The 21,630-nt window shown below is 67.5% G+C and carries 20 protein-coding genes and 1 pseudogene; 5 read left to right on the plus strand and 16 right to left on the minus strand.

The window, feature by feature from the left end; translation table 11 throughout:
- Window positions 1-57: 57 nt before the first annotated feature.
- Window positions 58-921 (minus strand): pirin family protein, encoded by an 864-nt coding sequence (locus AC6LKD_RS29105; protein ID WP_498118198.1) that lies wholly within the window; start codon window positions 919-921, stop codon window positions 58-60.
- A 156-nt stretch (window positions 922-1,077) separates the two neighbouring features.
- Here AC6LKD_RS29105 and AC6LKD_RS29110 point away from each other — a divergent pair, with 156 nt between their 5' ends.
- The 4 genes from AC6LKD_RS29110 to AC6LKD_RS29125 all read left to right on the plus strand — a co-directional run bounded on the left by AC6LKD_RS29110 (window position 1,078) and on the right by AC6LKD_RS29125 (window position 6,830).
- Window positions 1,078-1,617 (plus strand): DNA-deoxyinosine glycosylase, encoded by a 540-nt coding sequence (locus AC6LKD_RS29110; protein ID WP_013393078.1) that lies wholly within the window; start codon window positions 1,078-1,080, stop codon window positions 1,615-1,617.
- 126 nt (window positions 1,618-1,743) lie between these two features.
- Entirely contained in the window at window positions 1,744-2,514 is a 771-nt protein-coding gene (gene dsrO / locus AC6LKD_RS29115) for a sulfate reduction electron transfer complex DsrMKJOP subunit DsrO (RefSeq protein ID WP_498118199.1), read from the plus strand.
- A 19-nt stretch (window positions 2,515-2,533) separates the two neighbouring features.
- Entirely contained in the window at window positions 2,534-3,568 is a 1,035-nt protein-coding gene (gene nrfD / locus AC6LKD_RS29120; RefSeq protein WP_498118200.1) for an NrfD/PsrC family molybdoenzyme membrane anchor subunit, read from the plus strand.
- Between the two features lie 61 nt (window positions 3,569-3,629).
- Window positions 3,630-6,830 carry a tetrathionate reductase subunit A gene (locus tag AC6LKD_RS29125; protein ID WP_498118201.1) on the plus strand — a complete coding sequence of 1,067 codons (3,201 nt, stop codon included), beginning with the start codon at window positions 3,630-3,632 and terminating at the stop codon, window positions 6,828-6,830.
- A gap of 3 nt (window positions 6,831-6,833) precedes the next feature.
- Here the strand turns inward: AC6LKD_RS29125 and ccmI are convergent, their stop codons facing one another.
- From ccmI to AC6LKD_RS29200, 15 genes are all read right to left on the minus strand, one after another.
- Entirely contained in the window at window positions 6,834-8,168 is a 1,335-nt protein-coding gene (ccmI, locus tag AC6LKD_RS29130; protein ID WP_498118202.1) for a c-type cytochrome biogenesis protein CcmI, read from the minus strand.
- A complete protein-coding gene (locus tag AC6LKD_RS29135; protein WP_498118203.1) occupies window positions 8,165-8,689 on the minus strand; it encodes a cytochrome c-type biogenesis protein in 525 nt (174 codons plus the stop codon). Before AC6LKD_RS29135 ends, ccmI begins: the two co-directional genes overlap by 4 nt.
- Window positions 8,686-9,207 (minus strand): DsbE family thiol:disulfide interchange protein, encoded by a 522-nt coding sequence (locus tag AC6LKD_RS29140; protein ID WP_498118204.1) that lies wholly within the window; start codon window positions 9,205-9,207, stop codon window positions 8,686-8,688. The genes AC6LKD_RS29135 and AC6LKD_RS29140 overlap by 4 nt, the downstream gene beginning before the upstream one ends.
- Complete coding sequence (locus AC6LKD_RS29145; protein ID WP_498118205.1) at window positions 9,207-11,213, minus strand: heme lyase CcmF/NrfE family subunit; 2,007 nt, start codon at window positions 11,211-11,213, stop codon at window positions 9,207-9,209. Before AC6LKD_RS29145 ends, AC6LKD_RS29140 begins: the two co-directional genes overlap by 1 nt.
- Window positions 11,210-11,665 (minus strand): cytochrome c maturation protein CcmE, encoded by a 456-nt coding sequence (gene ccmE, locus AC6LKD_RS29150; RefSeq protein ID WP_498118206.1) that lies wholly within the window; start codon window positions 11,663-11,665, stop codon window positions 11,210-11,212. The genes AC6LKD_RS29145 and ccmE overlap by 4 nt, the downstream gene beginning before the upstream one ends.
- The gene (ccmD, locus tag AC6LKD_RS29155) at window positions 11,662-11,832 is read right to left on the minus strand and encodes a heme exporter protein CcmD (protein ID WP_498118207.1); all 171 of its coding nucleotides are present in this window, start codon (window positions 11,830-11,832) and stop codon (window positions 11,662-11,664) included. Before ccmD ends, ccmE begins: the two co-directional genes overlap by 4 nt.
- Window positions 11,829-12,617 carry a heme ABC transporter permease CcmC gene (gene ccmC, locus AC6LKD_RS29160; protein WP_013393088.1) on the minus strand — a complete coding sequence of 263 codons (789 nt, stop codon included), beginning with the start codon at window positions 12,615-12,617 and terminating at the stop codon, window positions 11,829-11,831. Before ccmC ends, ccmD begins: the two co-directional genes overlap by 4 nt.
- Window positions 12,618-12,624: 7 nt before the next feature.
- A complete protein-coding gene (gene ccmB, locus AC6LKD_RS29165; RefSeq protein WP_013393089.1) occupies window positions 12,625-13,290 on the minus strand; it encodes a heme exporter protein CcmB in 666 nt (221 codons plus the stop codon).
- Entirely contained in the window at window positions 13,256-13,930 is a 675-nt protein-coding gene (ccmA, locus tag AC6LKD_RS29170) for a heme ABC exporter ATP-binding protein CcmA (protein WP_498118208.1), read from the minus strand. The genes ccmB and ccmA overlap by 35 nt, the downstream gene beginning before the upstream one ends.
- Window positions 13,917-14,555, minus strand: coding sequence for a cytochrome c3 family protein (locus AC6LKD_RS29175; RefSeq protein ID WP_498118209.1), 639 nt, complete (start codon window positions 14,553-14,555; stop codon window positions 13,917-13,919). Before AC6LKD_RS29175 ends, ccmA begins: the two co-directional genes overlap by 14 nt.
- Before the next feature lie 16 nt (window positions 14,556-14,571).
- Window positions 14,572-15,048, minus strand: a complete 477-nt coding sequence (locus AC6LKD_RS29180; RefSeq protein ID WP_498118210.1) for a nitrate reductase cytochrome c-type subunit — start codon at window positions 15,046-15,048, stop codon at window positions 14,572-14,574.
- A gap of 20 nt (window positions 15,049-15,068) precedes the next feature.
- Entirely contained in the window at window positions 15,069-17,564 is a 2,496-nt protein-coding gene (napA, locus tag AC6LKD_RS29185) for a periplasmic nitrate reductase subunit alpha (protein WP_498118211.1), read from the minus strand.
- A complete protein-coding gene (locus AC6LKD_RS29190) occupies window positions 17,548-17,865 on the minus strand; it encodes a chaperone NapD (protein ID WP_013393094.1) in 318 nt (105 codons plus the stop codon). The genes napA and AC6LKD_RS29190 overlap by 17 nt, the downstream gene beginning before the upstream one ends.
- Before the next feature lie 23 nt (window positions 17,866-17,888).
- A complete protein-coding gene (gene napE / locus AC6LKD_RS29195) occupies window positions 17,889-18,047 on the minus strand; it encodes a periplasmic nitrate reductase, NapE protein (RefSeq protein ID WP_013393095.1) in 159 nt (52 codons plus the stop codon).
- 234 nt (window positions 18,048-18,281) lie between these two features.
- Window positions 18,282-19,190 carry a LysR family transcriptional regulator gene (locus tag AC6LKD_RS29200; RefSeq protein ID WP_498118212.1) on the minus strand — a complete coding sequence of 303 codons (909 nt, stop codon included), beginning with the start codon at window positions 19,188-19,190 and terminating at the stop codon, window positions 18,282-18,284.
- 464 nt (window positions 19,191-19,654) lie between these two features.
- Here AC6LKD_RS29200 and AC6LKD_RS29205 point away from each other — a divergent pair.
- Window positions 19,655-21,630, plus strand: a pseudogene (locus AC6LKD_RS29205) (hypothetical protein); the annotation flags it as partial.

A 21,630-nucleotide genomic window follows, 5' to 3' on the forward strand; every position in this document is an offset into this window, starting at 1 on the left:
CCTGGCCTAGTATCCCGCCTCGCGGTGCGAGGCGGGATACCCGCTGGCCCTTTGGCCTCAGTGCATCTTGCCGTAGCGTCCGGCGTTGAAGTCCTGGATGGCCTCGACGATTTCCGCCTGCGTGTTCATCACGAAGGGGCCGTAGCCGACCACCGGCTCGTCGATGGGCTCGCCGCTCAACACCAGGAACATCGCGTCGTTGTTGGCTTCGACGGTGATGTCCTCGCCTTCCAGCGAGAACAGCGCCAGCTGCGCGTCGCGCGCCACGGTTTCGCCGTTGACCAGCACCGTGCCGCGCAGCACCACCAGCATGCTGTTGCGGCCCGCGGCGACGGGGAAGGTCGCCGACTTGCCGGCGGCCAGCTTCACGTCCCACACGTCCATCGGCGTGAAGGTGCGCGCCGGCCCCGCGTGGCCCGCGTAGTTGCCTGCGATCACGCGCAGCGTGCCCGCGCCGTCCGGCAATTCCACCGTCGGGATGTCCGCGTTGAGGATGCCCTGGTAGCCGGCCGGCGCCATCTTGTCCTTGGCGGGCAGGTTGACCCAAAGCTGCACCATTTCCAGTTCTCCGCCCTTGCGGGTGAAGTCGTGGGAATGGAATTCCTCGTGCAGGATGCCCGAGGCCGCCGTCATCCATTGCACGTCGCCGGGACCGATGACGCCGCCGTTGCCGGTGGAATCGCGGTGCTCGACTTCGCCGCTGTAGACGATGGTCACGGTTTCAAAGCCGCGGTGCGGATGCTGCCCGACGCCGCGGGGATGCTCGGCCGGTTCGAACTGGGCCGGGCCGGCGTAGTCCAGCAGCAGGAACGGGCTGGTGTTCTTGCCTTTGTCGTTGTAGGAGAACATGGAGCGCACCGGGAAGCCGTCGCCCACCCAGTGGGGACGGGGGCTGGCATGCAATCCGAGAATCTTCTTCATGGTCGTATTTCCTGTTGCGCGGCCCCAGCGGGGCCGTTCGTCATAGTTAAGAAGATAAGGGCGCAAGCCCACGCGCGGTAGTCCCCCGCGCTGATAAGCACTGTTCCATGCATCGGACACTGGGGCGGGAACCGAGGGCTCGCGTATCCTTCGGGAATGGCGGATACAGAGAGCGCAGCCCTGACGGGCCAAGAGAATCAGGTCCAGGGCTTTGCCCCGGTGGCGCAGGCCGGCGCGCGCGTGCTGGTGCTGGGTTCCATGCCGGGAGTGGCGTCGCTCAGGCAGGGCCGCTATTACGCCCACCCGCGCAACGCCTTCTGGCCCATCGCGGCCAGCGTCTTCGGCTTCGATCCCGGCCTGGATTACGCGCAGCGCCTGCATGCCCTGCAAGCCGCAGGCGTCGCCCTGTGGGACGTGCTGCAAGCCTGCGAACGACCCGGCAGCCTGGACGCCGACATCCGCGGCGACACTCTGGTCGCCAACGATTTCGCCGCATTCCTGGAACGGCACCCGGCCATCGTCCGGGTCTGTTTCAATGGCGCCAAGGCTGCGGCGCTGTACCGTCGCCACGTGCTGCCCGGGCTGGCCGTCCCGTTGGAATATATGGATTTGCCGTCGACCAGCCCGGCGCACGCGGCGGCTTCGTTCGAGCACAAGCTGGCCGCTTGGCGCCGGGCGCTCAAGATCGAGGATTGACGGACTGGGCCGTAGACCGGCCCGGTTTCGTACTTATCCGTCCCCAGTTTGATACTTATCAAGCCTCTATATAACTCCAGGTGATAAGTTAATTCCTGTAACGGAATTAACGCTTGGAGAAGCACCATGAGTACCCCCGCCAGCCCCCCGGAACCGCCACTCCCGGGTAAACGAGGCTTTCTAAAGGGCTTACTGGGGTTGGGGGCCGCGGCCACCGTCATTCCCATCCGCGCCGAGGCCGCCGCCATCAACGGCCAGCCGCCGCGCCGCCCCGGCATGGCCGGCAAGCGCTACGGCATGGTCGTGGACATGCGCAAGTGCATCGGCTGCCAGTCCTGTACGGTCAGCTGTTCGATGGAGAACCTGCCGCCGATAGGGCAGTTCCGCACCACCGTCCTGCAATACGAAGTCCTGCCCGACTCTGGCGGCCCGGCCTCCATGGTGATGCTGCCGCGCCTGTGCAACCACTGCGACAACCCGCCTTGCGTGCCGGTCTGTCCGGTGCAGGCCACCTTCCAGCGCGAAGACGGCATCGTGCTGGTCGACAACGAACGCTGCGTGGGCTGCGCCTATTGCGTGCAGGCCTGTCCCTACGACGCCCGCTTCATCAACCATGAAACGCAGACCGCCGACAAATGCACCTTCTGCGAGCACCGCCTGGAAGCGGGGCTGCTGCCGGCCTGCGTGGAAAGCTGTGTGGGCGGCGCGCGCGTCATCGGCGACCTGAACGATCCCGACAGCGCCATTTCCCAGCTGCTGGTCGAGCACAAGGCCGACATCAAGGTGCTCAAGCCCGAGATGAAGACCGATCCCCATGTCTATTACATCGGCCTGCCCGATGCGTTCGTCCATCAGGTCGACGGCCAGGCCGGCGTGCGGCTGGCTGGCGGCCACTGAGCCATCGAAGGGGATGAGCATGCAGATCTCTGAATTGTTGACGCCGGTCTACGACGCCGCCTGGCTGCCGTGGGCCGTGCAGTACTTTTTCCTCATCGGCATCAGCGCCACCACCGCGCTGACCGCCGCCTTTGCGGCCTTCGGCAGCGCTGGCTCGCCGGCGCGACGGTTGCTGCCCGCGGCGGTGACGGTGCTGCTGGTCAGCGCCATCGCCGCGCCCGTGTCCTTGCTGGCGGACCTGCACCAACCGGGCCGCTTCTGGCATTTCTACGCGCATGTCACGCCTTGGTCGTGGATGTGGCTGGGCGCCTTGCTGCTGCCGGTGTTCGTGACGCTGGCGCTGCTGTTCTGCGCTGCCTGGTGGTGGGGCCGCATCGGCTGGGTGCGCGCGCTGGGCATGGCGCTGGCGGTGTCGGCGCTGTCCATCCTGGTCTACACCGGCGCCGAGGTCATGGTGCTGCGTTCGCGGCCCTTGTGGCACACGGTGTTCCTGCCGGTGAACTTCGCGCTGACCGCCTGGCTGGGCGCGCTCGGGGCCATGTTCCTGGTGGGCCGCTGGCTGCGCGGCGGCACGCAGGCCATGCCGGTGGAACTGTTGCGCAGCCTGAGCGTGACGGCGGTGGTGATGATGGCGCTGGGTGCCGGCGCCTGGGCGCTGCTGGGCCTCTTGGGCATGGACCCTTCGTTCGACGCCGCGCTGCGCCTGTTCGCGGAGTTCCCGATCTGGCGCGTCAGCCTGGCGGGCGCGGTGGCGACCGGCTTCTGCATGATTGCGCTGTTGCAACGCCCGGCGCGCACGCTGGCCGTGCCGCTGCCTTCAGCGGCGCTGGCACTGACGATGCTGGCCGCGGCGTGGATCTTCCGCTGGGTGGTCTTCATGAGCGTGCAGGGCGTGCCGAAGTACGGCGCCGGTCTCTATCTGTACGACATGCCCTGGGGCAGCGATGGACTGCTGGGCATGGTGGGCGTGCTGGGCCTGTGCGTGGCGCTGATCGCCGCCGTGACCTATGCCCTGGAACTGTTTCCGGCGCGCACGCGGGGCCTGGCGGCCTGAGCGCCGCCGCCTGGGCCTGTGTGTGCGCAGGCCCTAGACGAAAGAACATGGAATGAAAGCAATGGACAAGCAACACGAAGACGACAAGCGCGGCGCCCCGCCGGACGAGGCCGCCGATCAACCGCGCGATGAGGCGCGGCGCAAGCTGATGGTGCGCGGCGGCGTGGTCGCCGGCGGCATGGCGGCTTTTGCGGCGGGCTATGGCGAAACCGTGGTCCGCGCCGTGAAGGGCCTGGCGCAAGGCACGGCCGGCGTGCCCACGGCGCACGCCGTGCGCGGCAACTCGCTGACCCCGGAATTCCGCATCGATCCCTTGACCGGCGTGCTCAGCGCCCAGCCGGGCCAGACGGTCAGCCCCTCCAGCTGCCTGGGCTGCTGGACCCAGTGCGGCGTGCGCCTGCGCGTGGACACGAAGGAAAACCGCATCCTGCGCGTGGCCGGCAATCCCTACCATCCGCTGGCCACGACCCGGCCGGCCGCCATGGAAGCGCCGGTGCGCGAGGTCTACGCGCAACTCGGCGGCGACAACGGCCTGGAAGGGCGCGCCACCTCCTGCGCCCGCGGCTCGGCCATGCTGGAACAGATGAACAGCCCCTTCCGCGTGCTGCAGCCGCTCAAGCGCGTGGGCAAGCGCGGCGAGGGCAAGTGGCAGACCATCTCGTTCGAACAGCTGGTGCAGGAAGTCTGCGAAGGCGGCGACCTGTTCGGCGAAGGCCAGGTGGACGGTCTGCGCGCCATCTTCGACCGCGAGACGCCGCTGGACCCGCAGAACCCCGAGTACGGCGCCAAGGTCAACCAGTTCCTCTTTACCGACGCGTCCAACGAAGGCCGCACCCCGCTGATCCAGCGCTTTGCCGGGCAATCCTTCGGCACGGTTAACTTCAGCAACCATGGTTCCTATTGCGGCCAGAGTTTCCGCGTGGGCGCGGGCGCCGCGCTGGGCGACTTGAAGGGCATGCCGCATGGCAAGCCGGATTGGGACAATGCCCGCTTCGGCCTGTTCATCGGCGCGGCCCCGGCGCAGGCCGGCAACCCGTTCCAGCGCCAGGCCCGCCAGTTGGCCGAGGCCCGCGTGCGGCCGGAAGAAGCCAGTTTCACTTATGTGGTCGTGTCGCCCATGCTGCCGGCTTCGTCCAGCCTCTCGGCCGGATCGGGCAATGAGTGGGTCGCCGTCAATCCGGCCGGCGACCTGGGCCTGGCCATGGGCCTGATCCGTTGGATCCTGGATAACGAACGCTACGACGCCCGCGCGCTGACGCAGCCCGGTCCCGAGGCCATGAAGGCCGCGGGCGAGGCGGCCTGGACCAACGCCACCCATCTGGTGGTGGCCGAGCCCGGCCATCCGCGCCTGGGCAGCTTCCTGCGCGGTGCCGACCTGGGTTGGCCGCGTCCGGCCGATGCCGGCGAGAAGTGGGAGGACGTGTATGTGGTGCGCCTGGAAGACGGCACGCTGGCACCGCACACCACGGCCGCGCCGGCCACGCTGTTCGTGGACGAGACGGTGGCCGCGCCCGGCATGGACGGGGCGCCCGAAGCCCTGCGCGTGCGCAGTTCGCTGTCGCTGCTGCGCGAGGAAGCGCGCCGCAAGACGCTGGACGAATACGCGGCGCTGAGCGGCGTGCCCGCCGCCAAGATCGCAGAGCTGGCCGAACGCTTCACCAGCTATGGCAAGCGGGCCGTGGCCGATGCGCACGGCGGCACGATGAGCGGCTCGGGTTTCTATACCGCCTATGCCATCGCCATGCTGAACACGCTGGTGGGCAACCTCAACGTCGAAGGCGGCCTGGTGCTGGACGCCGGCCCGTTCCCGCCCTACGGGCAGGGGCCGCGCTACAACATCGCCGGCTTCGCCAACCGCGCCACGCCCAAGGGCGTGGGCCTGTCGCGCAACCGCTTCCCGTACGAGAAGTCCAGCGAGTTCAAGCGCAAGAAAGCTGCGGGCCAGCCGGCCTATCCGGCCGCGGCGCCCTGGTATCCGGCCACGGGTGGCCTCAGCTCGGAGATGCTGGCGTCGGCGCTGGCGGGCTATCCGTACCGCGCCAAGGTCTGGTTCAACCACATGAGCAACCCGATCTACGGCATTGCCGGCTTGAAGAGCGTCATCATCGACAAGATGAAGGATCCGGGCCTGTTGCCGTTGTCGGTATCGATCAACCCCTTCATCAACGAGACCAACGCGCTGGCCGACTACATCGTGCCGGACACGGTCACGTACGAAAGCTGGGGCGTCTCGGCGCCTTGGGCGGATGTGGTCGCCAAGGCTTCCACCGTGCGCTGGCCCGCCGTGCAGCCGCGGGTGGCGCGCACGGCCACGGACGAACCGGTCTGCCTGGAAACCTTCCTGATCGCCTGCGCCAAGCGGCTGGACATGCCGGGCTTCGGCGCCGGCGCCATCTCGGACAAGGACGGCGCCAAGTACGCGCTGGACACGCCCGAGGACTTCTTCCTGCGCGGCATGGCCAACATCGCTTTCGCGGCCGGCAAGCCCGTGTCCGAGGCCAGCGACGACGACATGGCGCTCACCGGAGTGGACCGCTACGGGGCGTTGCTGCAGCAGAAGCTCAAGCCGGGCGAATGGCGCCAGGTCGCCATGCTGATGAGCCGTGGCGGACGCTTCGACAAGATGCAGGACGCCTGGGTGGAAGCAGGCGGGGCGCGGCAGACGCGCGCCGCCTACGCCAAGCCCTTGCAGGTCTGGAGCGAGGAACTGGCGGGCTTTCGCCATTCCATGACGGGCGAGCGCTATAGCGGCTGTCCCACCTGGTATCCGACGCGCCTGGCGGACGGCCGCGACATGCGGGCGCAATACGCGCAGCAGGACTGGCCCTTCCTGCTCAGCTCCTTCAAGTCCAACCTGATGAGCTCCATGTCCATCGGCGTGAATCGTTTGCGTCAAGTGCATCCGCACAACCCGGTGTCGATCAACCGGCAGGACGGCGAACGCCTGGGCATCCGCAACGGCGACGCGGTGCGCATCGTGACGCCGGGCGGCGCGGTGACCGGGCTGGCGCTGCTGCGCGACGGCATCCAGCCGGGCGCGGTGGGCATCGAGCACGGCTACGGCCATACCGAGCTGGGCGCACGCGCTCACGTCATCGACGGCAAGTCCATGCCGCACGATCCGGCGCTGGCCGCGGGCGTGAACTTGAACGACCTGGGGTTTGGCGATGCCACGCGTGGCGAGCATGCCAACGTCTGGATCGATTGGGTGTCGGGCGCGGCGGTGCGCCAGGGGTTGCCGGCGCGGATCGAACGGGTCTGAGCGCTAGGGCACGACGGTATCGGCCACCAGTTCCAGCCCGGCGGCATGGTTGCCGATGCCGACTAGGGAACCGCCCAGGTCGCCTGGTTTGGCGGCCGCCGTGCCAGACCGGCTGACGCGGATTTCTACGCGCACCTTGCCGGCTTGCGACAAGGTCGCGTCAGGCGACATGGCGCTGCTGTCGTCCAGCACGAAGTCCCGGGGCAGGTCGGACACCTGCATGCGCAGGATGGCCAGCGGCATGCGCGACCCTTGCTCGGGCCGCGCCAGAATGAACACGGTATCGGAGGGCTGGACCCGGCCGCGCAGCGCGTCGGCGATGCTCGCGCGTCCGCTGATGCGGGCAGAGGACGCGGTGGCCGTAGGCACGGGTGCCGAGCTGGCGGCGGGGGGAGTGGAGGCCGAAGGCGGCACCGAGGCTGCGGATGCCGCCGCGGACGTCCCGGAAGAAGCAATGACAGACTTCGCAGCGGATGTTCCAGCAGGCGCGGCCGCCATGGCGCGCGCCTGTGCGATGTTCGACTGGATCTGCCGCGCCGCTTCCGATTCCGGCGGCAGCTGAGCTTGCAGGCGTTCCCAGTGCGCCAGCGCTTCGGCCGCGTCGCCACGGCGCAGCGCCATCATGCCAGCCAAGGCCAGGGCCTTGGGCTGGTCCGGCTGCGCGGCGAGCGCTTGCGCTACCGCCGCGATGGAGGCTTCGTCGGGGTTGCCCTGGTTGGCCGAAAGCAACGCGTCGGCCAGGTCGGCCAGGACAGCAGGCTGTCCCGGCACCAGGCGCAGCACTTGTTGATAGGCGGCCACCGCATCGGTGTAGCGTCCCAGGGTTTCATATGAGCGCGCCAGCACGTACCAGCCGTCGGCGTCATCCGGCGCTGCCCGCAGCCGTAGCGCCAGCGCGTTGATGGCCTGTGTCATGTCATTGGCGGTTTCCGCGGCATGTGGCTCGGCCTGCTGACCCACCCCGGCGCTGGCCGCCGCGCGCGGATTGCCCAGATGGCCGTACAGCAGCACGGCGGCCACCGGGATCATCACGGTCAGCAGGCAGGCTGCGACGATTCCTGCGCGCTGCCCGGCCCAGGGTGTGCTGCGGGTCTGCCGCAACTCCAGGTCTTGCAGCAGGTCACGCTGCAATTCATCCTCCGCCCGCGTCCATGCAGAGGCAGTGAGGCTGCCGTTGTTGAGGTCGCGTTGCAGCTGTTCGCGCTGCGCCCGATAGAAATCGCGCACGTTGGCTTCGGAGGCGGGTTGCGCGGCTGGCGCGCGGCGCAGCAAGGGCGGGATCAGGCAGAGCAGCGTCGCCAGCAGCAAGAGCAGCACGATGAGCCAGAGCGATGTCATGATCCGGTATCCAGGAAGCGGGCGGCGCGCTCGCGTTCGTCGGCGGTCAGCGGCGCGCGCGCGCCGGCGCGGCGCTTCAAGGTGCGCAACAGCACGAAGAAGCCCAGCGCCAGCAGCGCGAACGGCCCCAGCCACAGCAGCCAGGTGATGGGTTTGAAGGGTGGGTCATAGCGCACGAAGTCGCCATAGCGGTCTTCGAAGAAACGCATGATCTGCGCGTCGCTGCGGCCAGCGGCCAATTGGTCGCGGATCAGTTTGCGCATGTCCTGGGCCAATGGCGCGTTCGACTCGGCCAGGGTCTGGTTCTGGCATACCAGGCAGCGCAGTCCGTGGGCCAGCTTGTCGGCGCGTTGTTCCAGGACAGGCGGCAAGGGCTGTGCGGCGGACGCGTGGACTTGGGCGCGCGCGGCGCCGGGCAGGGCCAGCAGAAGGGCGCAGAGCCCAGCGCGGATCAGGGTGTAGAGTCTGGCCCGGCACGGATTGTGCAACAGGCGGCACAGCTGGGCAGGCAGCCGGATCATCGCAGCGCCTCTATCGTGGGCTGGATCTGGTCGCGCCAGATCTCGGGCGTGATCAGGCCCAGCTGCTTGTAGCGGATGCGGCCGTCGCGGTCGATCACGAAGGTCTCGGGCACGCCGTAGACGCCATACTCGATGCCGACGCGGCCGTCGATGTCGCTGGCGGACGCGATGTAGGGATTGCCGTTGCGCGCCAGCCAGGCTTCGGCGTCTTCCGGCTTGTCCTTGTAGTTCAAGCCATACAGCGGAATGCCGTGACGGCTGGCGGCCTCGCGCAGTACGGGCAGCTCGTCCTTGCACGGCCCGCACCAGGAGGCCCAAACATTCAGCAGCCAGACCTGGCCGCGCAGCGACTGCACCTCCAGCTTCTGGCCGGGCGTCAGCAATACGGGCAGGCCGATGGCGGGCGCGGGCTTGTCTATCATGGCCGAGGGCACCGCCCGCGGGTCGCGCGACAGGCCCATCGCCAGGAACACAGCCATCTCCAGGAAGGCCGCCAACGGCACCAGGTAGCGCAACATCAGGCGCCCTCCCGCGTGGGCCGCGCGGCGCCGGCCATGGCCGGCTGCGGCGCGCGGGCCTGTTCCTGCGCGCGGCGGTAGCGCTTGTCGCCGGCCGCCAGCAAGCCGCCCAGCGCCATCAGGATGCAGCCCGTCCAGATCCAGGTCATGAAGGGCTTGACCTGCAGGCGCACCGTCCAGGCCTGGTCGCCCACGGGGTCGCCCAGCGCCACGAACAGGTCGCGGGTAAAGCCGCTGTCGATGTCGGCCTGGCTCAAGGCCATGTCCTGTACCGTGTAGAGACGTTTTTCCGGGTAGAGGGTCAGCACCGGCTTGCCGTCACGGGTCACCGGGAACACGGCGCGCTGGGCGCTGTAGTTGGGTCCGGCGGCCGGGCCGATGCTGGCGAAGGTGAATGCATAGCCGCCGGCCTCCTGGGTGGAGCCTATCTCCATCCGCAGCTCCTGCTTGACCTCGTAGCCATTGGCCAGCGTGACCCCGGCGATGAAGATGCCGATGCCCGCATGCGCCAGCAGCATGCCGTACCAGGAGCGCGGCTGGCGGCCCAACCGGCGCAGCCAGTGGCCGTCGCCATCCGTCAGGCGCTGCCAGGCGTGCGTGGCGGCGCTGGCGACCGACCACGCCGCCAGCCACAGGCCCAGCATCACCATGGGCGAACCCAGGCGCGCCGGGCCCGGCATGGCCAGCGGCAGCAGCAGCGCGGTTGCCACGCTGACCGCGAAAGCGATGCGCAGGCGGCGGCCCAGGTCGGGCAGCTCCGCCTGCTTCCAGCGCGCTACCGGACCGACACCCATCAGGAAGATCGCGGGCGTCATCAGCGGCACGAACACCGCTTCAAAATAGGGCGGGCCGATGGAGATCTTGCCCCACTCCAGCACGTCCAGCACCACGGGGTAGAGCGTGCCCAGCAGCACCGAGCCGGCCGCCACCGTCAGCACCACATTGTTGGACAGCAGCAGGGACTCGCGCGACAGCAGCGAGAATCCGCCGCCCAGGCCCACCTTGGGCGCGCGCCAGGCATAGAGCGCCAGCGATCCGCCCACGATCACCAGCATGAATCCCAGGATGTACAGGCCGCGTCCCGGGTCCACCGCGAAGGCATGCACGGAAGTCAGCACGCCCGAGCGCACCAGGAAAGTCCCCAGGATGCTGAGCGAGAAGGTGCAGATCGCCAGCAGCACGGTCCAGCTGCGGAAGGCGCCGCGCCTCTCGGTCACGATCAGCGAATGAATCAGGGCGGTCCCCGCCAGCCAGGGCATGAATGAGGCGTTCTCCACCGGATCCCAGAACCACCAGCCGCCCCAGCCCAGCACGTAATAGGCCCAGGCGCTGCCCAGCAGGATGCCTATGGTCAGGAAGGTCCAGGCGGCGAGCGTCCAGGGGCGTACCCAGCGCGCCCACATGGCATCCAGTTCGCCCGACAGCAGCGCCGCGATCGCGAAGGCGAAGGCCACGGAGAAACCCACGTAGCCCATGTACAGCATCGGCGGATGCACGATCATGCCCGGATCCTGCAATAGCGGATTCAAGTCGCGCCCGGCCATGGCCGGCGGCATCAGCCGCTCGAAGGGATTGGACAGGAACAGCAGGAACAGCAGAAAGCCCACGCTGATCCAGCCCATCACCGCCAGCACGCGGCCGACGAAGGGCAGGGGCAGGCGGCGGCTGCATAGCGCCACGGCCAGGGTCCAGGCGGTCAACAGATACAGCCACAGCAGCAGCGAGCCTTCATGTCCGCCCCACACCGCCGCAAAGCGATAAGCGGCGGGCAGGTCCGCATGCGAATTGGCGGCCACGTACAGCACGGAAAAATCGTTGTCCACGAAGGCCCAGGCCAGGCAGCCGATGGCCACGGTGGTCAGGCCGAATTGGCCAACGGCGGCGGGCCGCGCCACCCGCAGCCCCGCCTGCCAGCCGGTGGCGGCGCCCACCAGCGGCAGCACGCCTTGCGCCAGCGCCACCAGCAGCGCCAGGATCAGGCTGAACAGTCCGATCTCGGGAATCATTGCGCCTCCGCCCGCATGGTGCCCGCTCCGGCGCCCGCGCGCTTGAGCGCGTCGGCGGCCTCGGGCGGCATGTAGTTCTCGTCGTGCTTGGCCAGTACCTCGGTCGCGCGGAACACGCCGTCCGGCCCCAGCTTGCCGGCCACCACCACGCCCTTGCCCTCGCGGAACAGGTCGGGCAGCAGGCCCTGGTACGTCACCGGCACGGTGTGCGCGGTGTCCGTCACCACGAAGCGCAGCGTCAGGCCGTCGGCCTCGCGGCGCAGCGAGCCTTGCTCCACCAGGCCGCCGACGCGGAAGCTGCCGCTGGCCGGCGCTTCCCTGGCCACCACTTGCGTGGGGCTGAAGAAAAACACCAGATTGGATTGCAGGGCATTGAGCACCAGCGCGGCGGCCGCGGCCAGCAGCCCCAGGCCGCCGGCGATGGCCAGCGCGCGGCGCTTGCGCGGGCTCATGGCGCAGTCCCGTCCGCGCGCCTGGCGGTTTGCCGCGCCGCGCGCCGGGCGCGGCTGCGGCGCCACAACAGCGCGGCTTCCAGTCCGATCAGGGCCAGCGTCACGCCATAGGCGCCCAGCAGGTAGGGGCTATGGCCCTGCAGCGAGAACAGCGCTTCCCAGCTCATGGCGCTTCCCGCCGCGCGCGGCCCGCGCGGACGGCGCCCGGCTCGCGCTCGGCGATGATGCCGCGCACGCGCGCCAGCGCCGCCGCCGCGCTGTAGAGCCAGAACGCCGCCACCATCAGCAGCATCGACGTCACCATGATGTGGGCCATGCTGGGCGCGGTGGTCAGATTGATCGACGCGCCCTGGTGCAGGGTGCTCCACCAGCGCACCGAGAAATAAATGATGGGCACGTTGATCACGCCGGCCAGCACCAGGATGGCGCCGCCGCGGTCGGCCCGTTGCGTGTCGTCGTCGGCGGCCGCCTGCAAGGCCATGAAGCCCAGGTACAGGAACAGCAGTATCAGTTCGGAGGTGAGCCGCGCGTCCCATACCCACCAGGCGCCCCAGGTGGGCTTGCCCCACAGCGCGCCGGTCCACAGGGTCAGAAAGGTGAACAGCGCGCCGGTGGGCGCGAGCGCCCGCATCATCATGAACGACAAGCGGGTATTGAAGATCAGCCCCAGCGCGGCGTACAGCGCCATGACCAGATACAGGAACATCGACATCCACGCCGCCCCGACGTGGATGAACAGAATGCGGTAGACCTCGCCCTGCTGGCTGTCGGTGGGCGCCACGGCCAGCCCCACGTACAGGCCCGCAGCCGCGAACAGCGCGGCGCCCAACGCCAGCCATGGAATCATCCGGCCTGCCAGCGGATAGAAGGCGGCGGGCGATGCGTACCTCAGCCAGCCCGCGCCTGCTGCGGCGGCGGGCGGATACGCGTCCAGGGCAGGGTGCTTGTGCATGGCGTCCTCAGTCCAGCGCCACGCGCAGCGCCGCCGAGGCGCTCCAGGGGCATAACAGGATGGCCAGGCACAGGCATGCGCCCAGCAGCGACAATTGCGGCCCGGCGCCCATGCCGGCATGCGAGGCCGACACCGCGCCCGCGCCGAAGATCAGCACCGGCACGTACAGCGGCAGCACCAGCAGCGGCAGCAGGGCGCCGCCGCGCAGGCCCAGCGTCAGCGCCGCGCCCAGTCCGCCCACCAGCGCCAGCGTCGGCGTGCCCAGCAGCAGCGACAGGACCAGGATGCCGATGGCCTGCGGCGACAGGCCGAACTGCAGGGCCAGCACCGGACTAGCCAGGATCAAGGGCAGGCAGCTGCTGAACCAGTGCGCCGCCAGCTTCGCGCCCACCAGCAGCGGCAGCGGATGCGGCGACACCAGCAGTTGCTCCAGCGCGCCGTTGTCGTAGTCCTGGGCGAAGGGGCGGTTCAGTGTCAACAGAATGCCCAGCAGGGCGCAGACCCACAGCACGCCCGGCCCGATGGCCAGCAGCAGCGCGGGATCGGGACCGACCGCCAGGGGGAACAGCGTGCCGGCCACGATGAAGAACAAGGTGGCGCCCAGCGTGTCCGCGGGCCGTCTCCAGGCCAGGCGGATTTCACGCAACGCCAACTGCGACAGCGTAGCCAGCATCCGCGTAGTCATCCATGTTCAGGGTTTGGGTGTGTGCGGCGGCTGTGCCCGGGGCGCGGTGCGAGGCGAGCACCACGGCGCCGCCGGCTGCCAGATGGGTTGCCAGCGCCAGGCGCAACTGTTCCAGGCTGGCCGAATCCAGGCCCGCATCGGGCTCGTCCAGCAGCCACAAGGGCTTGCCGCCGAGCACCACCGCAGCTAGCGCCAGCCGCCGGCCCTGGCCTTGGGACAGGCGCTGCGCGGGGACATCGGCGCTGGACTCCAGGCGCCATGCGCGCAAGGCGTCCGATATGGGTGTTTCCGCCTGCGGGGTGCCAGCGATGTGCAGGGCGTAGCGCAGGTTCTCGGCGGCGCTCAGCTCGCCGCACAGGCCATTGCCGTGTCCCAGGTAGGCCATGCAGGCGCGGTAGCTTGCGGGATCGCGGTGTGCGTCGCTGCCGCGCCAAAGCACGCCGCCCGCCTGCGGCCGCAGCAGGCCCGCGAGCATGCGCAACAGGCTGGTCTTGCCGCTGCCATTGGCCCCGCGCACGTGCAGCAGCTGGCCGCCATGCAGTTCGAAATCCACGGGCGCGCAATGGCCGCGGCGGCTGGCGAGGCCGCGCGCGCAAAGCAGGGGCAGCGGCGCGTCAGCGGGCCGCATGCGTCACTTCCTTGGCCGGGCCGGCCGGCTCGGGCGCCATCGAGGTCGGTCCCGGACCCATATTGGGCAGCTTGTGGGCGATGCCCTTGTGGCAGTCGATACAGGTCTTGCTCTTGTCCGCCAGATAGGTGGAATGCATGTTCTGCGCGCGCGGGCTCTGGCGCGTGAAGTCCATGTACTCGTAGTTGTGGCAGTTGCGGCATTCCAGCGAGTCGTTGGCCTTGAAGCGCGCCCACTCGTGCTGGGCCAGTTCCAGGCGCTTTTCCACGAACTTTTCGCGCGTGTCGATGGTGCCGAAGATCTTGCCCCACACTTCCTTGGACGCCTGCATCTTGCGCGCAATCTTGTCGGTCCAGTTGTGCGGCACGTGGCAGTCCGAGCACAGCGCCCGCACGCCGGAACGGTTGGTGAAGTGAATCGTGCCCTTGAGTTCGGCGTACACGTTGTCGCGCATCTCGTGGCAGCCGGTGCAGAACTTCTCGGTGTTGGTGAGCTCCATGGCGGTGTTGAAGGCGCCCCAGAACAGGATGCCGCCGATGAATCCGCCGACCGTCAGGAAGCCCAGGCTGAAATGCACGCTGGGCCGTCGGATGATGTTCCAGTAGCGCTTGATGAGTCCGAGCATGGCTGCCTCCGGTCGCTTACTTCTTGGCGGGCGCCGGGGCGGTCAGGCGCTTGAGGATCACGTCGATGTCCTGGTAAGTATTGGACACCAGCGGCTTGGCCTCCGTTTGCGGCACGTGGCATTGCACACAGAAGTAGCGGCGCGGCGAGACTTCCGCCAGCACGTTGCTGTCGCGGTCCATATAGTGGGTCACGCTCAGGGGCGGGGCCTGGGTTTCCTCGGTGTTCACGCGCGCGTGACAGGCCAGGCAGCGGTTGAAGTCCTTGTCGACCTGATAGCCGTCGATCTTGTGCGGAATGGTGGGCGGCTGCATCGAATACGTCCGCATGCGCCGGATGTCCTTGTTTTCGACCGGGCTGATGAGCGGCGGGTCGGCTTCCTGCGCGATCGGGGTGGGGCCGCGCATCGGGTCTTCGACCTCCAGCGGCGGCGCCGCCCACGCGGCCGAACCGAGGATGACACACGTCGCAAAAGTAAGGGCGCGTAGGTTCATGGCTGTCTCCGGTTCGCCTTTCAGACCTTGACGATCTTGACCGCGCACTTCTTGAAGTCGGTCTGGAACGAGATCGGGTCGGTGGCGTCCAGCGTGACCTTGTTGATCAACTGGCCAGCGTCGAACCAGGGCACGAAGACCAGACCGCGCGGCGGCTTGTCGCGGCCGCGGGTCTCCAGCCGGGTGCGCATCTTGCCGCGGCGCGATACGACCTCGACTTCGACGCCGCGCCGCAGGCCCATTTCCTGGGCGTCGTCGGGGTGCATGAAACAGACCGCGTTGGGGAAGGCTCGGTACAACTCCGGCACCCGCCGCGTCATCGAGCCCGAATGCCAGTGTTCCAGCACGCGTCCGGTGGAAAGCCAGAACGGGTATTCCTTGTCCGGCGATTCCGCGGGCGGTTCATAGGGCAGGGCGTAGATCACGGCGCGGCCGTCGGCGTTGCCATAGAACTCGAAACCGGCTCCTGGTTTGACGTAGGGGTCGCTGCCTTCGCGGTAGCGCCACAGCGTTTCCTTGCCCTTGACCACCGGCCAGCGCAGGCCGCGCACTTCATGGTAAGTGTCGAAGGGAGCCAGGTCGTGGCCGTGGCCACGGCCGAATTCGGCGTATTCCTCGAACAGCCCCTTCTGCGCATAGAAGCCGAAAGCCTCGGCCTCCTGGTTGGCGTAGTCCTTGGCGCGTTCGGTGTTGGGATAACGGTTGACCTTGCCATTGGCGAACAGCACGTCGAACAGCGTCTTGCCGCGGTATTCCGGCTTCTTGGCCAGCAGGTCGGCGGGCCAGACTTCCTCGACGTTGAAGCGCTTGGAAAACTCCATCAGCTGCCACAGGTCGGAGCGGGCGTCGCCCGGCGCGTTGACCAGTTGGTGCCAGAACTGGGTGCGTCTTTCGGCATTGCCGTAAGCGCCTTCCTTTTCGACCCACATGGCCGCCGGCAGGATCAGGTCGGCCGAGATGGTGGTGACGGTGGGGTAGGCGTCCGACACCACGATGAAGTTGTCGGGGTTGCGGTAGCCGGGCAAGCCTTCGTTCATCAGGTTGGCGGCGGCCTGCATGTTGTTGTTGACCATCACCCAGTAGGCGTTGATCTTGCCGTCCTTCAGCATGCGGTTCTGCAACACCGCATGCGCGCCCACCTTGCTGGGGATGGTGCCGTCGGGCAACTGCCAGATTTCCTCGGTGTGCGCGCGGTGCTTGGGATTGGTCACCACCAGGTCGGCCGGCAGGCGGTGCGAGAAGGTGCCCACTTCGCGGGCGGTGCCACAGGCCGAGGGCTGGCCGGTCAGCGAGAAGGGACTGTTGCCCGGCGTGGAGATCTTGCCGGTGAGCAAGTGGATGTTGTAGACCATGTTGTTGGCCCACACGCCGCGGGTGTGCTGATTGAACCCCATGGTCCAGAAAGAGGTGACGCGCACCTTCGGGTCGGCATAGAGTTCGGCCAGCTCTTCCAGCTGCTTCTTGGGCAGGCCGCTCAGCTTGGCGGTGTAATCCAGATCGTACTTGGAGACGAATTTGGCGAAGTCGTCGAAAGTAATGGGCTTGGAGCCGCCGGCGTCGCCGGCGTTCTTGGCCGCTTTCTGCAGGGGATGGTCGGGCCGCAAGCCATAGCCGATGTCGGCATTGCCTTCGCGGAAGGTCGTGTGCTTGTCCACGAAATCCCGGTTCACGCGCTTGGTCTGGATGATGTGGTTGGCGATGTAGTTCAGGATCGCCAGGTCCGTCTGCGGCGTGAAGGTCAGCGCGATGTCGGCCAGCTCGTACGAACGGTGCTCGAAGGTCGACAGCACGACCACCTTGGTCTTGGGCGCGGACAGCCGGCGGTCGGTCACGCGGGTCCACAGGATGGGGTGCATCTCCGCCATGTTGGAGCCCCACAGCACGAAGGCGTCGGCGTTCTCGATGTCGTCGTAGCAGCCCATGGGCTCGTCGGCGCCGAAGGTGCGCATGAAGCCCACTGCGGCCGAGGCCATGCAGTGGCGCGCGTTCGGATCCAGGTTGTTGCTGCGAAAGCCCGCCTTCATCAGCTTGAGCGCGGCGTAGCCTTCCCAGACGGTCCATTGGCCCGAGCCGAACATGCCCACGGCCTCGGGACCCTTGTCCTTCAGCACCCGTTTGAACTGTTCGGCCATGACGTCGAAGGCCTGGTCCCAGGACACCGGCGCAAATTCACCGTCCTTGGCGTATTTGCCGTCCTTCATGCGCAAGAGCGGCGTGGTCAGCCGGTCGTTGCCGTACATGATCTTGGACAGGAAATAGCCCTTGACGCAATTCAGGCCCTTGTTCACCTCGGCGTTGAAATCGCCGTGCGTGGCCACGACCTGGTTGTCCTTCACCGCGACGTTCACGCCGCAGCCGGTCCCACAGAACCTACAGGGCGCCTTGGACCATTTGAGCTTGGCGGCCTCGGATTCGGTGACGATGTTCTGCGTATAGCCGACGATGGGGATGCCGGCCACCGTGGCGGCCGCGGCGGCGGCGGATTGCTTGATGAAGTCTCTACGAGCCATTGCCATCGTCAATCTCCTCGTTCATCGCGTCCAGCGTATCGGCGTGCTGGTAAACCAGCGCCGAAGCCAGCACGCCATCCAGGCGCTGGATCTCGGAGATCCGGGCCATCATGTCGTCGGTGGAGGGGGCTTCCAGGGTGACCACCAGTTTCCCGGTGTCGGAGGCGCCATGGATTTCCGCGCCGGCGATCGCAAGAATCGCCAGGCGGACGTCGGGCAAGCGGCGCGGCGTGGCATGCACCACCATGCTGGCGATGTGCAGCTCTGGCGGCGCCGCAGGCGGCGCGGAATGGGGGAGCGCGGACATGGGAGGGGTTCCGTCGCGTCGCATCAGCTACCGGGGGGGCCGGCGATCAGCTGATAGAACCAGACCAGGAAACCGTAGCCTGCCACGATGATGACCGACAGGACGGGGGCCATGACAGCCGTCAGGAACAGGAAACTGCGCAGTTCCTGAGGCTTGGTGTAGCCATCGGACTCGTTTTGCACACACCACCTCACTACGACAGTTGGGGCATTGCGTTTAACGTGCGGATATCGAAGCTTTTAGCAGATGGCTTTGAAAGGCGTCAATGTTGCACCACGGCGTAACAATTCGCGCCCGCGCTATATAGCGAGACGCAAAACGGGCAGGGAAATGATGTAAAGCGTCGCCGTTGAACGGCTCAGAAGCGCAAGGGCAATCGGCGTTCATTCCTGATGGCGCATAGGCCTTGGGCCAGTTCAAACGGCGGACTGCAGGAACGCCGGAATGTCCCGCTTCAGCAGGTCGAGCACCGCCCGCACGCGCAAAGGCAATGGGCGCAGTGGCGGAATCAGCGCATTGAGCGGAAGAGACGGAACGCGATAGCCATCCAGCAGTTCCACGAGACGTCCTCGTGCCAGCGCCCTGGCGCATGCGGGATGCTGCAGGACGCCGATGCCGCCGCCCGAGAGGATCAGATCGTACATGGGACGCCAATGGCTGACCGTCATGGCGGTCTTGATGCGCGTTTGGACCACCGGCCCGTTCTCGCGCATGAGCGGCACCTGGTCGTTCATGAAAGCGGCCTTCACACGGATGAATGGGTGGCAGGCCAGGTCCGCCGGCGTTTCCACCGGGCCGCGGGCCGCCAGGTAGGAGGGGGCCGCGACCAGCTTGCGGCCCACCCACCCGAGCGGAAAAGCGATATAGCCTCCGTTTTCGTTGAGGCGGCCCAGCCGCAGCGAGATGTCGACCCCTTCGATGACCGGATCGGAGATGGCGTCGCTCAGCGTAAGGTCCATGTGCAGCGCAGGATGGGCTGCGCGCACGTTTATCAGGGCTCTGGGTACGACAGTCTCGCCGAGGCACTGCGGCGCGGCGAGCCTCAAGTTTCCTCGTATCTGTTCATCGCTTAATGTTACTGAATTTATCGTCATTTCGGCCGTATCGAGCAGGTGCTTGCCCTGCTCGTAGAACGTCCGGCCCTCAGCGGTACAGCTCAGCTTGCGGGAACTACGCACCAGCAGCCGGGCGCTGAGGAAACGTTCCAGCTTGTCGATGCGTTCGCTGACTGACGGTTGGCTCATGTCGAGATCGCGCGCCGCGCCAGAGATAGTTCCGCGTTCAACCACGCGGAGAAAGATGCGTATTGTTGCCAGCAAATCCATGGAGCCGCTCCTCGTGAAACCCCTGCCGACCCTAGGACGAATGAGCGGTCCATTTGTTTACTAACGGCAGGACGAAGGAAAACTTAACTGCGTGTGTTACCCGCTAGTGGCATCCCCGTATAGGTAGGCCAGGCCGATACGCCCCATAGGCCCGAATGCAATGTGCGATTGCAATTGCGCGCCGTAGTCTTGACCTCAATGCATCACCCGATGCAGTCGCTGCGGGATGTCTGCGCCGGCGAGCGAGGCGTCCCGTGTAGATCTCGGCTCATTTCCTTTTCCACCGTCATCAATAGATCGACCGCTAGTTTGGCGCGGTTGGCGACAGCCCTGCTTCGGCCAGAGCGCTTGCGAAGCAGGGGGGCGAGAGTAGCCGCAGCTTGTTCCCGGTCCCTGTCATGGAGGCAGGGAAAGGCTGCGGAGATGAGAGGTTCCATAGAGTTTTTGAACTGGAGCACCCATTCATGACCAAGATACTCGGGAACGCATGGATCGACGTAGATGAACACGCGACGGTACGCGGGCAGTCCGCTCGGAAGCATTTGAAGCCGGACCTGCGCTTGGCGCCCATCGTGGCGGGGCTTGCGCTCTTTGCGGGCTTGGCGGGCGTGGGGCCGCAGGCCCACGCAGCAACGTACAACCCGAATAGCTGCGCCTCTCCCAAAGGGACCGGGCCGGACGGCGTGGCCTATCCCGCGGGCAAGAATCCGAAGGACGGGTCCGGCCTGTGGTCCAACGTGCTCGGCTGCGATGCCGATGGCGGCGGCTACACCGGCGTGCAGGTCTTTGGCTTCAATGCGGCGGCGACAGGCAACGGCGCGACCGCCCTGGGTTTTGCGGCGACCGCGGCAATCCGGAGCACCGCCGTGGGCATGCAGGCCAGCGCCCTGGCGGCGGGCGCCACCGCGCTGGGCCAATGGGCCCGGGCCACGGCGGCCGGCAGCATTGCCATCGGCGGCAATACGTCTTCCAACACGGCGGCGGCGGGCGCGCAGGCGTCTGGTGTTGGTGCCGTGGCGATTGCCGGGGAGTCGCGCGCCATGGGCTCCGACTCCGTCGCGATTGGCACGCAGGCGCAGGCGCGCCGCGATGGCGACGTGGCCATCGGCATTGGCAGCGTGGCTGATGGCGCCACAGGGAACTTCTCCGCGGTGGCCATCGGCCACGACAGCTCGGCTATCGGTGAAAACTCGGTGGCGTTCGGCAATGCCAATCGGGCCACCGGAGCAGGGGCCGTCGCACTGGGCAATAGCTCGGCGGCTACGGGTGCGGCGGCCTTGGCCATTGGCAACGATGCCAACGCGCTGGCGGCGCGGAGCATGGCGTTGGGGTTCGACTCGGTCGCGACAAACTCGGGCGACGTCGCGCTGGGGGCGGGATCCGCGACCGCGGCAGCCGTCGGCACCTCCGGCGCCGCAATCGTGGGGCGATCCTATTCGTTCGCCGGGTCGGCGCCCACCAGCACGGTCAGCGTGGGCAGCACAGGCGCGGAGCGCTCCATCACAAATGTCGCGGCAGGGCGGCTCGGCGCTCTCAGCACGGATGCCATCAACGGCTCGCAGCTCCATGCCACGAATCAGGCGGTGAACGCATTGGGCGACCGGGCGGTGACCTATGACGGTAACGACGGTGATCCAAAGGGCCTGGTCACCTTGGCTGGCCCTGCATCCACGGACGGCGGCGCGACGGGCGGCACCAAGCTGGCCAACCTCGCTCGCGGGGCCGTGTCGGCCGCCAGCACCGACGCGGTGAACGGCGCACAGCTGCACGAAACGAACCAGGACGTGCAGCGCGTGGGCGACAGGGTGACGACCATGGGCGATACGGTAAGCAACATGGGCAACACGGTGACGAATCTGGGCGACACGGTAACAAGCATGGGCGATACGGTGACCAACCTGGGCGACACCGTGACGAGCATGGGCGATACGGTGACCAACCTGGGCGACACCGTGACGAGCATGGGCGATACCGTGACGAACCTCGGCGATACGGTGACGAGCATGGGAGGTACCGTGACGACGCTGGGCGACACGCTCACCAGCCTTGGTGGCACCTTGGCGAACCTGACCGGCGACACGAGCGTGGCATACACGGATGCCAGCGGTCTGGGCATCCGCTATGCGCGGACGAATGAGCGTGGGCTGACACCTGCAGATGCCTACGCCCAGAACCCTGGCAGCACGGCGCTGGGCTACAACGCGCGGTCCACGGCCGACGACGCGCTGGCGCTGGGCCGCGATGCCCAGGCCAGCCATGCGGGCAGCGTGGCGCTGGGCGCCAACGCGGTCGCCAATGGCGCGGCATTGGCCGCGTCTGCATACCGGTCGGGTACGGCGGCGGTGGCTGGAGCAGCGCCGGTGGGCGAGGTGAGCATAGGCTCGGCGGGGGCCGAGCGGCGCCTCACCAACCTGGCCGCGGGCGCGTCCGACACGGACGC

Source organism: Achromobacter sp. D7-1, assembly GCF_059760445.1.